The sequence below is a fragment of the Algihabitans sp. genome, from assembly GCF_965226985.1.
GTDB lineage: Bacteria > Pseudomonadota > Alphaproteobacteria > Kiloniellales > DSM-21159 > Algihabitans.
Window position 1 is genome coordinate 1304952 of record NZ_OZ245712.1, and the last position, 14485, is coordinate 1319436.

The window sequence follows — 14485 nt, forward strand, 5'->3', positions numbered from 1 at the left end:
GGGTCGGAAGCACAGCCAGCCAAGGAGACGTGATCGTGCCTGGCATACCGTCGCAATGGCTGCGCCCAGACGGGGATGACTCAGGCTTGTTTCCCGGATAATCACCGTGTTAAGGCGCCGCGAAGGCTGCGGAGCGCCGGCTGCGGGGAAATCGAAAATCCGGGGGATCACGCCGTTGTTGGCACGGGTTCGCACTGTTTTTGGGGCGTTTTTCATCGCCCTGGTCTCGGCGGTCTTCGCCATATCTTTTGCCGCTATCGTCTACACCGGCGAGTTGGCTCAGTATCTCGATCGCGGTATTGGGCTGACTTTGTTGGGCAGTTTTGTGATTGCGGTCACAGGTGCCTTCACGCTCTCTTTTCGAGGCTCCATTCTCGCCCCCCAGGATGTGCCTGCCATCTTGCTTGCCGGGGCCGCCGCGACCTTCGTCGCGGCCGGAGAGCTCTCGGGCGAGGCGCTCTTCGCGACCGTCGCCTGCCTGGTCGCCGTCGCCTCCTTGGCGACAGGCGCGGCTGGTTTGCTGATCGGACAGATGAAGCTCGCCTACATCGCGCGCTTCGTGCCCTACACGGTCCTCGCCGGGTTTTTGGCGGCGACCGGGCTTATGCTTCTGATTGGCGGCATCGGTGTGGCCCTCGGGTCATCGACGGGCACTGGCAGCTGGGCTTTCTACGTGACGCCGGACCTCCTCCTCAAATGGCTACCGGTTCTGATCGCGGCCGTCGCAATTGTCATCGCGACGCGCGTCTTCAGAAGTCACATCACCTTGCCGTTAGCCCTGATCGCCACGGCGGTCGGATACTATGTCTTGCTTTGGGCCTTCGGGCTGTCCTTGGCCGAGGCTCGCCACAAGGGGCTGCTGCTTGGACCGTTTCAAGACGGCGGCTTCTTGTCGGGTGTCGACCCGGCGCTTCTGATCAAAGCCGATTGGATCGCGATTCTGTCGCAGGCGCCCGTCATCCTAACCGTCATTGCGACCGCCCTGATCGGTACGACGCTCAACGCATCTGGCTTGGAACTGGCCTTTCGGAAGGACTTCGAGATCAGCCGGGAGGTGAAAGGGGCGGGGCTAGCTAACATAGTGAGCGCCTGTGTCGGAGCGCTGCCGGGCTATCACAGTCTGAGCCAGTCTATTTTGGCCAACAGGCTCGGTCTGGTCGGGCCGATAGCCGGGATCAGCAGTGCCGTCGGTTGCGCGGCGATCCTTTTGTTGGGCGCCGGTATGATGTCTGCTCTGCCCGTTGGCCTTTTCGCCACGGTGATCGTGTATCTGGGGCTCGATCTGCTCTACACATGGCTCTGGGAGGAACGGCGGCGTCTCGGCATGCTCGACTATGCGGTCGTTGTCTTGATTCCCGTCGTTGCCGTCACCTACAGCTTCCTGACCGCGGTCGCCGTGGGATTGCTGGTCGCTTGCGCCTTCTTTGTACTCGCCTACGCCAAACTCGACTTGATCCGTTCGCACAGCAACTTGGCCGGACGAAGGTCTTGCGTCGAGCGCCCCGATACCGAGTTGCGCGTTTTGGCCGAAACCGGGGGGCGGGCGCAGATTGTCGAGTTGTCCGGGTTTTTGTTCTTCGGCTTCTCCCATGCGTTGCGCGAACGCATGCAAGCCGTGATGGACGGTGAAGGTCCTCAGGTCCGCTGGCTGGTCATCGATTTCAAGCATGTGACCGGTGTCGATGTCTCCACGCTGCGCGTCTTGCAGCGGCTGGTGTCGGACTGTGCGCAAAGGGACGTGCGCCTGATGCTGGCAGGGATCGCGCCTTTGATGGAAACGGAGTTGCGTGACTGTTTGGGCCAGCACGGCGTCGGCTTCTTCAGGTCTCTCAACGAGGTCTTGGAGTATCTCGAAGATGAGATTCTGGCGCAGAACGAGGCCGACGATCTCACGAACGAGAAGAGCATCCTAACCCATATGGAAGCCTTGTTCAGAGAGCACGCCTTAGATGGATATGCCGAGCAGATCGAGCTGGACACAGGTGCCGTCGTTGTGGAGAGAGGTGCCTTGTCGAACGACATCTACCTGCTGCGCTCAGGCCAACTGAAGGTCGCAGTGCGGTGCGACGATGGGCGGATCGCGATTGTGGCGCAGATCCGCCCAGGTTCGGTTATTGGGGAAATGGCATACTATTCGGGGCGCGGCAGATCCGCCGATATCATTGCGGATACGCCCTCGGAGCTTTTGCGGATCGATATGGATCGCATGGATGCCTTGGAAAGAGACCGGCCGGAGGTCGCATCTCTATTCCATAAGCTGATCGCTCGCGATATGGCACGACGGCTCAGCCGCACGACAAGTCTATTGCGCGATCTCGGCGTTTGAGGGGCCGACCGAGCCGGCCTCGGTAGAGGCCGATCTGTGCGTTGTAGGGTGTTTATGGGTTTCCCCAATCGTCAGCGCTCTTGCCGCTTCTTGTTTCAACGTCATCGCCCATCGTGATCCGGCCAGCGATCCGAAAGCTTACGCTCTGCTCCCTGTACAGCCGTTGAGGGACTCGATCGGCCCCTAAGAGCGCGATCCTGCTCCAGGCTGATTCTGCCAGCCCCAGTCCAGGACTGTCCTCCGGTTCCTCATCGAGAGATGGCGCGCGGGTCGCTCTGGACTGGACAGGAAGCGCCTGCCAAGACCGCCGCATTCGATCAGGGAGTTCCGTAGACTGGAAAAACAGTCTAAGTCCGCTGCTGATCTTTTGCGGTGGAGTCGTCATGGGCAGCGAAGTTTTTGACGTTCCGGAGCTTCGTAAGGACGAGGCGCTGGACCAGCTTGCGGAGCGCATCAACGTCGCGCAGTTCGTTGCCTATGCACCAACGCCGGACGGGCCGGAACAGACCTTCTGCCGACTGCGAGGCCATCGGCCGAACGAGCCCTTTTCCTCTCTGCGTTCGGCCGCCGAAGAGCTGCTGCGCAACAGTCCGGATCGTGCTGTCAATGTCCGCAGCTATCTGCCCCAGGATCCGCGCAGCAAGCCCTTCCGCTACGGGCTCGACCGACTGGACGACATCGTCGAGGTTGCCGCCGGCGCTCTCGACGACGGCTTCTACGTCATTCTCAACGAGACCGTTGATGTGAACGATGGCGGCGTTTCCGGCGTAGTGGAGGGAGGGATTGTCGAGTTCGCCCCCGACGACACGCCGCGTTGCGTCGAGAAGCCCGGAACGGCCTCTCTGCCGCTCGACTGGGGTCGGCAGCTGCTTGAAACGGTTTACGGCTTCGCCCCTGGATTTGCGATCGAAGCCGGTGAGCGGTTGGAATTCTCGGTCCATCCCAAACCGCGAGGCTGGCGAAGCACGCAGACCCTCGGCTGGGAGGTCGAAGAGGTGGGGGACCACAGCCTCACGCCGCGCCTGTCCTGGCCGAACCGCTTCTCTCGCCTAATCGGCGACAAGGCGTACGGTCTGATGATGGCGCATCTGGCCGGTGCGCCGGTGCCGCTGACATCCGTCTTCGCGCGGCGCTTGCGGGACCGCGCCTTTAGCTTCGGACGGGAAACCGGAGGACGTGACGTCTGGGTCCGCACCTGTCCGCTGGAGCCTGTTCCGGGGCGCTATGCCACACGCCATGGATGGATCGAGCCTTTCGCCCTGCTCGACGCCGAAGACCCGGATCCTCAGGATTGGAGCGATCCGGACCTGCATCTGAGCGGCCTTCGTCATCTTCTCTCTTCGGCCGTTGTACAGACCGGAGTGCCGGCTGCCTGGTCGGGCGCCTATTACGTGGATAGCAGCGGAAGAGGGGTTGCCGAAGGTGTCGCGGGATCCGGAGACGCCTTCATGCTCGGCCGTCAGGCGCCACAGGAACTGCCGAACGCGATTCATGGCGAGATCGAGCGTCTGGCCGGCCGTTTGGCCGAAGTCTTCGGGCCGGTTCGCTTCGAGTGGGTCCACGACGGAGAAAGCCTTTGGCTGGTCCAACTGCATCGCGGAAGCACCGTCAGCCAAGGAGATGTGATCGTGCCTGGCACAGCGTCGCAATGGCTGCGCTTCGACGTGGACGATGGGCTGTCGGCTTTGCGCAACAAGCTGGAGACCCTTCCGCCGGACACGGGGCTCGACGTCGTGGGGCGAGTCGGTCTGACCAGTCATATCGCCGACGTGCTGCGCCGTGCAGGCGTGCCTTCCCGTTTGGCATAAGCTGCTAAGCCTCTACTTTGGCGGGCAGTTATCCGCAATTATCTGTATACTTGTTTGGTGAAGGCCCTCGAGTGGTCCTGGAGGAGTGCGGGGTGCGGCTTGATCGGCCCGAAGTCTTGCAGTCGAGCGAACTGCGTCAACTCTTCACCTACTGGTCGGAGCGTCGGTCCAGCGATCGGCCGCCCTCGCGGTCCGAAATCGACCCGATCGACGTTCCGCATCTCCTGCCAGACCTCCTGTTGGTCGATGTCGATTGGAGCGGCGAACGGCTCCGGTACCATTATCGCCTCGCCGGCACGCGCTTCACCCGCTTCTACGGCGAGGAGATTACGGGCCGCTGGCTGGACAATCTACAGTTGGGCTCGTGGCTGGCGTTCTGGGAGAGCGAGTATCGCGCCGTCGTCGATCGCTGGGAGCCGCGCTACGGGGTCGACGCCGCTGTCTGGCAAGGTCGAGACTTTCTCCGCTTCGAGTGGCTGCTGTTGCCCCTGGTCGCCCCGAGCCGCAGATGCGAGATGCTTCTGGTCGGCGTGCGTTTCGACGGCAGCGACGGCTTCGAGCTGCAGCCTGCAAGTCCCGAGCGAACCGAAGCGGACTAGCCCAACCGACTGGAGCAGGTGCGCACTCCGGCTCTAGGCGAGTGTCGGTCGGGTCGTGCCGTGGCGGATCCGCGCCGGGCGGAAGCAGCCGGACACCTGCGGCAAGGGCGTTTCCGAGAGTCTTAGCGAACAGAGCGACGAGGCGTAACTGCATGGCGACAGCCTGCCGCCCTCAGCTGCGGGAAGAACAAGCCTTCAGGAATAGCTGCAAGACGCCGCCAGCTTTCCTCGAAGCGCAATCTGCTGTAGCGACTGGAGGCGTGGCGTCATATCGGCTCGTCTATTGCGGAAGGCATTGGACGACGGTTTGGATGACGTCACACTCGGCGTCGATCTCGGTCTCCGAAGGGGAGCGGTAAAAGGGATGCCATCGGATCGACAAACGCACGAGCAACCTTCCCAAAGGCGCGGGGTCGACGTCCGGGTCTGGGACCTGCCGACGCGGATCTTTCACTGGTCGCTCGTCGCCCTGGTTCTGTCCAGTTACCTGACCGGTGAGTTCTGGCGCGGCGTCGACATGTATTGGCACAAGCTCTCCGGCTACGCCATCTTGACGCTCGTGGTTTTCCGGTTGGTCTGGGGAGTCGTCGGCACGCGACACGCACAGTTTGGAAGTTTTCTGCGGCCGCCAGGCGAGATCATTTCTTATCTGTCCGGCCGTTCCTCCGGTTATGTCGGACATAATCCTTTGGGAGGCCTGTCGGTCCTGCTCCTGCTTGCCGTGTTGCTGCTGCAGGCCGTGACGGGGCTCTTCGCCAGCGACGACATCTTCGTCGAAGGCCCGCTGGCGGACCTCGTGTCCGGTGCGACGGTCGACCGGATGACCAGCCTGCATCATCTCGCGTTCGATCTGCTGCTTGCCTTGATCGCGCTCCATCTGGCCGCCATCGCTTTCTACGAAGCGGCCAAGGGACAGAGATTGGTTCGCGCGATGTTCAGTGGACGTAAGCAGGCGGAAGACACCGCTGCTGGCGGGAGCGTGGCCGTCTCCTTGGCGGGACTTCGCGGCCTTGCCGTACTGGTCGTGGCGGCGGCAGCGGTTGCCGCGCTGGTTCTAGGCTTACCGGCGATCGCAAGCCGCGGCTAACACCGGCTCCCCTGGTTCGACCGTGAAGCTCCTCCGACTCGCTGTTCGAAGACCTGTCACTCGGCCCGGTAGTCGTCGTGACACGCCTTGCAGGTCTGCCCGATGGCGCCGACCATGGGGCCCAGCTGGTCGGCTTCCAGGGTCGCTGCCGCCGTGCTCAACTTCGTTGCGGCTTCATCGAGCGCCACGGCCTTCTGCAGGAAGTCGTCCTTGTCTTCCCAGATCTCGGGCAGCGCGTCGCTCCCGGCGACCCCGTCCGAGCCCTCGGGAAAGCCCTCGACGATGGTCGTCGAGAGATTGGCGATACGTTGGGCACGCAACTCCACCTCGGCCGCGTCGAAGTCCGCTTCGCCCTTCGCCATCGCGGCCAGGGGGCCGATGTTCCACTTGAGTCCCTGAAACACACCTTGGCGATACTTGACCGCGTCTTCCGCGTCGGAGGCCATGGCGCCAAGCCCCCCCGCCGTTACGATCGCTCCGGCCACGATGGCAGAGAGGAGCAGGCGACTGTTGCGTCCCGTCATGGTCTCGATCTCTCCTGTTGATGTTCTCCAGGGGTCTTATGCCCCTCCTTGGAGACTAGAATGCCATGTCTTCAGCTTCGCGCGAAGGTTTCGTGACAGCCGGCCGCGACGGCTGACGCTGCGAAACGCTGCCGCTAAAGTCACGGCGCCAATCGAGCGGGAGCATGTGGGTGACGGTGACAGCGGAGCAGGTGAAGTCCGGCAGGGTCGCGGAGGTCTTCGGGGCCTTCGCGAAGCTTGGAGTGACCGCCTTCGGCGGCCCGGTGGCACACCTCGGCTACTTCCGCAGCGAGTTCGTGGATCGCCGCCGGTGGCTGGACGACCGGACCTACGGCGAGTACGTCGCCTTGGCTCAGTTTCTGCCCGGGCCGGCCTCCAGTCAGGTCGGAATGGCGCTAGGGGCGCACCGGGCTGGCTGGCTCGGTGGTCTGGCGGCCTGGACGGCCTTCACGCTGCCCTCGGCTCTGTTGATGATCGCCTTCGCCTACGGCGTGGTCGCGCTGGGCGACGTGTCCGGTGCCGGATGGCTTGCGGGCCTGAAACTCGTCGCCGTCGCCGTCGTGGTTCAGGCGCTTTGGCAGATGGCGAACGCCCTTTGCCCGGACAGACCGCGCGCCGGCTTGGCTCTGGGCGCTGCGGCCTTGGCGCTTCTTGCGCCGCTGGTGCTGGGAAGCGCGGTCTGGGGACAGGTCGGAGCGATCCTGGTTGGCGGGTTGATCGGGACGCTTGCCTTTCGCCGCGACCCGCCCGCCGCGGACCTGGGCGGGCCTCTTGTCGGTCGCCGCAGCGGCGCGCTGCTGCTCGGCTGCTTCTTCCTGCTTCTGATCCTGCTTCCGCCTCTGGCGTCGGCGGACGGCGCCCTGGCCGTCTTCGAGTCCTTCTACAGGGCCGGTGCGCTGGTTTTCGGCGGCGGACATGTGGTGCTGCCCCTGCTGCAGGCGGAGACCGTCCCGACCGGGTGGGTGGAGGGCGATGTCTTTCTGGCCGGCTACGGAGCCGCGCAGGCGCTGCCGGGGCCGCTCTTCACCTTCGCGGCCTACCTGGGGACCGCGAAGGAGAGCATGCCGACTGGTCTGATCGGCGGTCTCGTTGCTTTGGTCGCAGTTTTTCTGCCGGGGGCGCTTCTGATCTTCGGTGTCTTGCCGTTCTGGCAGACGCTGCGTCGCAAGCCGGCCATGGCCGGGGCGGTGACCGGCGCCAACGCAGCCGTGGTGGGCATTCTGCTTGCAGCCCTCTACGACCCGCTTTGGACGGGAACGGTGAGAGGAACCGAAGACTTCGTCTTTCTGCTTGGCGCCTTGGCCTTACTGATGTTGGTCAAGATGCCGCCTTGGGCCGTCGTCGCTCTTGGGGCTCTGGCTGGCTGGGCGCTGCTGTGATGCTGTGCAGAACCTCACGGTTTGCCGCGAGGTAACCTGGCGCCGTGATCTGCAGCCGCGTGCGGAGCAGTCGATGCAACTCCGGCAGGGCGAAAAAGGGGACCGAGGGATAGGCGTGGTGCTCGGCATGGAAGTTCATGTTCCAGCAAAGCCGACGCACGGCCGCAGTCGTGAAGGTCGTCCGTGTGTTGGCCAGCATGTCTGGAACGAACGGGCAGGCGCCGTGTTCCGCAAGCAGGAACAGGCGCAGCAGCGGCTGCCCCAGCAGCAGCGGCCCTAGCCAGATCAGGATCGGCAGCCAGCTCTGGAAGACGAGCGCCGCAATGACCACGGCAGCGTAGAAGGCGAGCATCAGCCGGGCTTCCCGTTCGGCCTTCGGGCGATCGCGCGACGGTAGGTAGACGAAGTCGCCTCGGCCGATGGCAAGCCGCAACAGCGTCGATAGCTGAGCGCGCCAGAGCGGCAGGCCCGAAACATGCAGCATCCAGCTCGCGAGACTCCCGGGTTTCGCAGTCTCAAGTTCCGGGTCGCGTGCCGGATCCTGGGTCCAGCGATGGTGGGCCATATGGTAGTGGCGAAACCAGGTCGGCACGATCAGCAGCAACAGGCCGGTAGCCCAGGCCACCGACTCGTTGGCGCGCCGGCTGCGGAAGGCCGAGCGGTGGCTGGTCTCGTGGAGAGGACAGAAGAGAAAGACGAGAAGTGTGCCTTGCAGCAGAAGGGCCGGTGCCAACCAAGCGCTGCCGGCGGTCAGCACACACAGCAGGCCGCAGAGGACAAGCAGTCCCAAATGAAGAGTCAGCTGTACCAAGCCCTTTCGGTTGCACCGCTGAGCCGAAAGAGCCTGCAGTCGGCTACGTTCCGATTCATCAACCAAGACGACCCTCTTTTGATCTCCTGGTCTGCGGTTTGCAGCTCAAACTTGTGTATTCCCGAGTGGCGACTTCCACGATTTAAACCCTTGATCTTGACCCGCGATGATTGAGAGCAAGCAGAAATCTTAAATTTAATTACAGTTTAATTTGTGTCGGTGCATGTTAGAGCCTCTTTCCGCTGAAATTCAGTTCTGACGTGGCATGCCGAGTCTCCGAATCTTCGCCCTCTCGACCCTGTTGTTCTACTTGACCCTCGGTTATCCAGGGCACGCTCACGATCTTCCAGCGGTCGAAGGCCCGATCCTGCTTGAAGTCTCTGGAGCAATTACGCAGACCAATAGCGAGGATGACAAGGGCCGGCCGTCAGCCGCTTTGGATCTTTCGATGCTCGAGCGGTTCGGAGGGGTCGAGCTTCGAACCAAAACGCCCTGGAGCGACGATGAAGCGCTTTTCGAGGGTATATCGGGGCCGCAGTTTCTGGAGTTGCTTGGCGTTCGAGGCCAGACCGCCGTCGCCCTGGCTTTGAACGACTACCAAGTCGAAATCCCGGTTTCGGATTTTCGCGAAGCCGGTCTTTTGATCGCCTACAAAAGAAATGGCGCAGCCATGCGGGTTCGCGACAACGGCCCGCTCTGGATCGTATTCCCCTTCAGCCAAAACGAGACCCTGCTCAACAGAGCCTACCTATCTCGCTCTATCTGGCAGCTTCGTCGGCTCGAGTTCCGCTGACCGATGGAGATGCGCAAGAGCCTAAGACCGCAGCTGTTGACACGGGGCCGTGAGCTTCGTCTTCCGGTTATGGCAATTGTTGCGGGCGGGTTGGCCCTTCTGTTGGTGGCCTTTCTGCTCGGTCATGCGCTCAACGCTACCAACGAGGAGATCAAGCACCGTAAGGACAGCCTGCTCTGGGCCATGTCTCAAGTCGAGTACGAGCTGGATCGGCTTCGAATCTCAGGTTTCGAGGCTTTGCGCGATGGCGAGCAAGCCGACTTGGCGGACGTGGCTCTGCGGCACGAGATATTCGTGAACAGAGTTAGGCTTCTGCAGTCCGGCACCTACAGCAGCCAGTTGGCGCAGCAGCCCGATCACAGCGATACCCTGGTTCAAGTCGAGGCTGCCGTTGAACGGATCGATCGTTTGATTGCCGAGGCGCCGCAAGCCGGCGTTCGGCAGACGGCGGAGCTTCTGCTTCAAACACTCGCACCGCTTGCGCCCCCGTTGCGGCGAATGACGGTCACGGCCAGTCAGCGTCACTACGCGATGCAGGAAGATCACCAAATCCAGCTGCAGCGTCTCCTGCTCATGATCGCAGCAGTCTTTGTGCTGCTTACGGCCGGCGTGATGGCCTTTGTCTTTCTGATCATGTGGCAGCATCAGCGGCTCCGTCATTCCAACGTGTCGCTTCTGCAGCTTTCCGAAAGGCTGCACGAGGCGAACCTCACGAAGGACCGGTTTCTTGCCAGCATGAGCCACGAGCTGCGGACGCCGCTGAACGCTGTTCTTGGCTTTTCGGAAATCATGCGAGATCAGCACCTGGGGCCGCTGTCGGAGCGGTACCGCAGTTACGCCGAGGATATTCATTCTAGCGCGGCGCATCTGCTTCAGTTGATCAACGACATCCTAGACCTTTCGAAGCTGGAGGCGGGGAGACGAGAACTCGATCTGGCTTATCTGTCGGTGGATGAGGAGATGACGCAGGTCACGCGCCTTCTGGCTGGGGAGGCCCGTAAGCGCGACGTCACGCTGGTGTCTGCGGAATCATCTTTGCTGCCGCCGGTGCTGGCGGATCGCCTAGCGGTGCGGCAGGTGCTGCTTAACTTGGTCAGCAACGCTCTGAAGTTCTCGACTGCGGGCTGTAAGGTCGAGGTGAGGGCCGTTCGGAACACAGGCGAGCTTGAGATATCGGTGATCGACCAGGGGGTTGGAATCCATCCCGACGACCTGGGCCGGGTGTTGAAGCCCTTCGAGCAGGTTCGCTCCAACATGACGGCTGCCGTCCAGGGCACCGGTCTGGGACTTCCGCTCAGCAAGAGCTTGGTCGAGTTGCACGGTGGTCGCTTGCGTATCGAGAGCCTCTTGGGGCAGGGGACGACCGTGAGTTTCACTCTGCCGCTCCAGGCCGAGGCCGCGAGGCCGATGGCTCAGGAGCGGCGCTTGATCGCCTGACGTTGACCGCCGCCAACCGCTCCTTATTCTAGCGCCTATTCCATCGATGGCGGATGGTCGGTACAGGAGCGGAGTGAACATGGATGCGATCCGGCAGGCGAAGATCGACTTGGCGGCTGCGTTGCGGCTTTCGGCGCGGTTCGGCTTCAACGAAGGTGTCTGTAACCACTTCAGCCTGGCCGTCCCCGGCCTGGAAGATCGCTATCTATTGAATCCTCATGGCATTCACTGGTCGATGATCGGCGCCAGCGACATTCTCTTGGTCGACGGGCAGGGACGTACCCTCGAAGGGCAGACCCAGGCCGAACTGACGGCCTTTACGATCCACGGGCGGGTGCATGCCAGGCATCGCCGCGCGACCTGCATTCTCCACACGCACATGCCCTACGCGACGGCCCTGACTTGCCTGGAGGACGGCCGCTTGGAGCCGGTTAATCAGAATTCTTTGCGCTTCTACGGCGATGTCGCGTACGACCCGGACTACAACGGTTTGGCGGAAGATGCGGCCGAGGGCGATCGCATCGCTGAGGCTCTCGGCGAAAAGCGCGTGCTCTTCCTGGGCAATCACGGTGTTCTGGTCGTTGGCCCCAGTATCGCCCAGGCCTTCGACGATCTCTACTATCTGGAACAGGCCTGCCGCGTTCAGGTGCTCGCCATGTCGACTGGCCGTCCGCTCAAGCGAGTGACGGACAACGTTGCGGCCAGCACCAAAGCCGAGATGGACGGCGGAGGCACTTACGCTCAGGCGCATTTCGATGCGTTGAAGCGCCTGCTCGACGCCGAGGATCCCGGCTATGCTGTCTAAAGCCCGATTGTCTCAGCTGGAAGCGTTCGGCCTCCACCTCAGACGATCCTACTCTAGTCGCGCGCTGTCCCGTCGCGTGCGGTCGAGGGAAGTCTCGCGATGAGCTGGCCCGTCAGTGCCGTCGGGATCGTTCTGACGGCCTATCTCGGCCTATGCCTCTTGATGTTCCTGAACCAGCGGCAGCTCATGTATCACCCCGACAGCGAACCGCTGTCTGCGGAGCGTGCGGGGACGGAGTGGCGGTTGGTCGAGACGCAGACCTCCGATGGTTTGCGTTTGCGGCACCTTCACAGGCCGGCCGAGGCCGGGCGGCCAACCCTCGTTCTGTTCCACGGCAATGCCGGTCATGCCGGTCACCGGGTCGGAAAGCTAGACTTTCTCGCCGGGATGGGCGTGGGGATCTTTCTCGCCGAGTACCGAGGCTTCGGTGGCAACCCCGGCACACCGACGGAAGAGGGGCTCTTCGCGGATGCCCGCTCCGTCTTGACCTGGCTGGACGGCGAGGATGCAGCCGATCAGGGCCTGATCCTCTATGGAGAATCCCTCGGCAGCGGTGTCGCGACCGCCATGGCGAGCGAGCTGGCTGCTGCCGGAAGGCCCGTCGCCGGTCTGATTCTCGAAGCGCCTTTCACCTCCATGGCCGCTGCGGCCCAGTTTCATTATCCCGTTCTGCCTGCGCGTTGGCTGGTGCGCGACCGCTACGACAGTCTCAGTCGGATCGCGACGGTCGCGGCACCGCTGCTGATTCTGCATGGACAGGAGGATCGCACCGTTCCGGCGGCGCTTGGCCATCAACTTTACGAAGCTGCCCTGGACCCCAGGACCTTCGTCGCCTTGCCGGACACCGGCCATGTTGGGCATTTCGAACGGCCGGAAGCCGTTCAGGCCGTGCGCGACGTCGTGGCACAGGCCGGCGGAGTCATCAATTAGGCGTGGATTCTGTCCTTACGGCAGTGGATTTGAAGCGTTTTTGCCCATCTCGTCCCACGTATTCGGCTGACCGTCCCGGCTAAGCTATAGCTCCGACACGTTCCCGCCTTCGCGACTCAAACCAACTCTCGGAAAACTCGAACTGTTCTCAGAAAACCGCGTAGGTCCAATTGCTTAGGTAAATCTTAGTTTCTTACGCTTAGATCCCTATCGGATAGGTAGAGCGGTCTTTGCCGTGAGAGCGGGCCGCATGAGCTTGAGGGAGGATGCCTGCGTGCGCGCGTTGAACGATCTGAAAATCGCGACCCGCTTGAAAACTGGTTTCGCCAGCGTGCTGGTCCTAATGGTCCTGCTTACGCTCTTCGCCATTCAGCAGGTCAACCAGATCAACGCGAGTCTCACGCAGATCAACGAGGTGAACAGCGTCAAGCAGCGCTACGCCATCAATTTCCGAGGCAGCGTGCACGACCGGGCCATCGCCCTGCGCGATGTCTTGCTGCTATCGGACCCCGCAGCCATCGAGGCCGAGCTCGAGCTGATTGCAAATCTTGAAGAGGACTACGCTGACTCCGCCGTCGCTCTCGACCGGATCTTCGCGGAACGCCGCGACATCAAGGATTCTGAGCGTGAATTTCTGGCTGAAATCAAGAGGATCGAAGCCGATACTATGCCCTTGATTAGAGACGTGGTTGCGCTGCGTGCTGCCGGCCAGACGACCGAAGCTCTTGTGATGCTAGTTGAGGGCGCGCGTCCTGGTTTCGTGGAGTGGTTGGCGCGGATCAACCGCTTCATCGACCATCAAGAGGCGCTCAGCAACGAAACTGCCTCGCACGCACGCCGCGTGGCTGAAGGGTTCGAGCTGACGATGATCCTACTCTGCGGTCTTGCTTTGGCGCTCAGCGCTGGAGTGGTTTGGTGGGCCATTGCTTCTGTCCGGCCGCTCTGTCAATTGGTCGAGGCCACCCACACCTTGGCTCAGGGCGACCTTTCGGTGGACATCCCGTCTGCAGTCGGGCGCGACGAGGTAGGAGCGTTGCTTCAGGCCGTTCAGGTCTTCAAGGACAACATGCTGCGCAGCCGGCAGTTGGAGGCCGCGACCGAGGCCGAGCGAGCCGAGGCGGCCGAAGAGCGCCGTCGGTCTTTCCGGGATCTTGCCGATCGCTTCGAGCAATCGGTAGGTGCGCTTGTCGGGACCTCGGCCGAGTCCGCGCGCAGCATCAAGAGTACGGCGGAGCAGGTTGCCCAGGATGCGAGCCTTGCCAATCAGCGCAGCAGCGCGGTAGCCGAACTCACGGAGTCGGCGGCGCGCAACGTGGAGAGCGTTGCAGCGGCGGCCGAGGAACTGTCCGACTCAATCCGCGAGGTCAGCGCCAAGGTCGCGGAGGCCGCAAGCGTCGCGACAACCGCGTCCGAACACGCGGAGCGCACCAACGCCACGGTTGGAGGTTTGAAGGACTCGGCGGAGAAGATCGGTGACATCGTCAAACTGATCAACGAGATCGCCGAGCAAACCAACCTTCTGGCGCTGAACGCGACCATCGAAGCGGCGCGAGCCGGTGAGGCGGGTAAGGGCTTCGCCGTCGTGGCCAGCGAGGTCAAGTCGCTGGCCAGCCAGACCGCCAAGGCGACCGACGAGATCGGTCAGCAGATCGCCGCCATGCAAGAAGTCTCTTCCGATGCTGCTCAGGCCATGGAGACGATCCGCAACACCAACCACGAGATGAGCGCCATCGCGGCGGACATTGCTGCGACTGTGGAGCAGCAAAGCGCAACGACATCGGAGATTGCCAAGAGTGCGCAGGAAGCGGCCGCCGGCTCGCAACGCTCGGCGGAAACCCTCTCCGACGTCTCGGAAGCCAGTAGCAAAAACAGTGCTGCCGCGGACTCCCTGCTCGAGCTGTCCAGCGATCTCAGCGGCCTGTCTGGAGACCTCAACAGCCGTGTCGCCGACTTCCTGGCTGACATTCGCGCGGCGTAGCGCGAGTC

The 14485-nt window shown here is 62.6% G+C and carries 12 protein-coding genes; 9 read left to right on the forward strand and 3 right to left on the reverse strand.

What is annotated here, in order from left to right; translation table 11 throughout:
• Positions 1–178: 178 nt before the first annotated feature.
• From ACO054_RS05895 to ACO054_RS05910, 4 genes are all read left to right on the forward strand, one after another.
• Positions 179–2326: a SulP family inorganic anion transporter gene (locus tag ACO054_RS05895; protein ID WP_421709513.1), complete on the forward strand. Its 2148-nt coding sequence runs from the start codon at positions 179–181 to the stop codon at positions 2324–2326.
• A 383-nt stretch (positions 2327–2709) separates the two neighbouring features.
• Positions 2710–4134 (forward strand): hypothetical protein, encoded by a 1425-nt coding sequence (locus ACO054_RS05900; RefSeq protein WP_421709514.1) that lies wholly within the window; start codon positions 2710–2712, stop codon positions 4132–4134.
• 92 nt (positions 4135–4226) lie between these two features.
• Complete coding sequence (locus tag ACO054_RS05905) at positions 4227–4733, forward strand: PAS domain-containing protein (protein ID WP_421709515.1); 507 nt, start codon at positions 4227–4229, stop codon at positions 4731–4733.
• Positions 4734–5097: 364 nt separating this feature from the next.
• Positions 5098–5820, forward strand: coding sequence for a cytochrome b/b6 domain-containing protein (locus ACO054_RS05910; protein ID WP_421709516.1), 723 nt, complete (start codon positions 5098–5100; stop codon positions 5818–5820).
• Between the two features lie 56 nt (positions 5821–5876).
• Here ACO054_RS05910 and ACO054_RS05915 read toward each other — a convergent pair whose 3' ends face one another.
• On the reverse strand, positions 5877–6344 hold the full coding sequence (locus ACO054_RS05915) for a c-type cytochrome (RefSeq protein ID WP_421709517.1): 468 nt from the start codon (positions 6342–6344) through the stop codon (positions 5877–5879).
• A 176-nt stretch (positions 6345–6520) separates the two neighbouring features.
• On the opposite strand from ACO054_RS05915, the gene chrA reads away from it, so the two are divergent.
• Entirely contained in the window at positions 6521–7723 is a 1203-nt protein-coding gene (gene chrA / locus ACO054_RS05920; protein ID WP_421710334.1) for a chromate efflux transporter, read from the forward strand.
• Here chrA and ACO054_RS05925 read toward each other — a convergent pair.
• Both ACO054_RS05925 and ACO054_RS05930 read right to left on the reverse strand, forming a co-directional pair.
• Entirely contained in the window at positions 7662–8534 is an 873-nt protein-coding gene (locus tag ACO054_RS05925) for a fatty acid desaturase (RefSeq protein ID WP_421709518.1), read from the reverse strand. The two genes, chrA and ACO054_RS05925, sit on opposite strands and share 62 nt — an antisense overlap.
• Before the next feature lie 427 nt (positions 8535–8961).
• Positions 8962–9255: a hypothetical protein gene (locus tag ACO054_RS05930; protein WP_421709519.1), complete on the reverse strand. Its 294-nt coding sequence runs from the start codon at positions 9253–9255 to the stop codon at positions 8962–8964.
• A gap of 141 nt (positions 9256–9396) precedes the next feature.
• On the opposite strand from ACO054_RS05930, the gene ACO054_RS05935 reads away from it, so the two are divergent.
• From ACO054_RS05935 to ACO054_RS05950, 4 genes are all read left to right on the forward strand, one after another.
• Entirely contained in the window at positions 9397–10764 is a 1368-nt protein-coding gene (locus ACO054_RS05935; protein ID WP_421709520.1) for a sensor histidine kinase, read from the forward strand.
• A 46-nt stretch (positions 10765–10810) separates the two neighbouring features.
• The gene (locus tag ACO054_RS05940; RefSeq protein ID WP_421709521.1) at positions 10811–11569 is read left to right on the forward strand and encodes an aldolase; all 759 of its coding nucleotides are present in this window, start codon (positions 10811–10813) and stop codon (positions 11567–11569) included.
• A gap of 99 nt (positions 11570–11668) precedes the next feature.
• Positions 11669–12499 carry an alpha/beta hydrolase gene (locus ACO054_RS05945; RefSeq protein WP_421709522.1) on the forward strand — a complete coding sequence of 277 codons (831 nt, stop codon included), beginning with the start codon at positions 11669–11671 and terminating at the stop codon, positions 12497–12499.
• 250 nt (positions 12500–12749) lie between these two features.
• Entirely contained in the window at positions 12750–14477 is a 1728-nt protein-coding gene (locus ACO054_RS05950; RefSeq protein WP_421709523.1) for a methyl-accepting chemotaxis protein, read from the forward strand.
• Positions 14478–14485 lie beyond the last annotated feature (8 nt).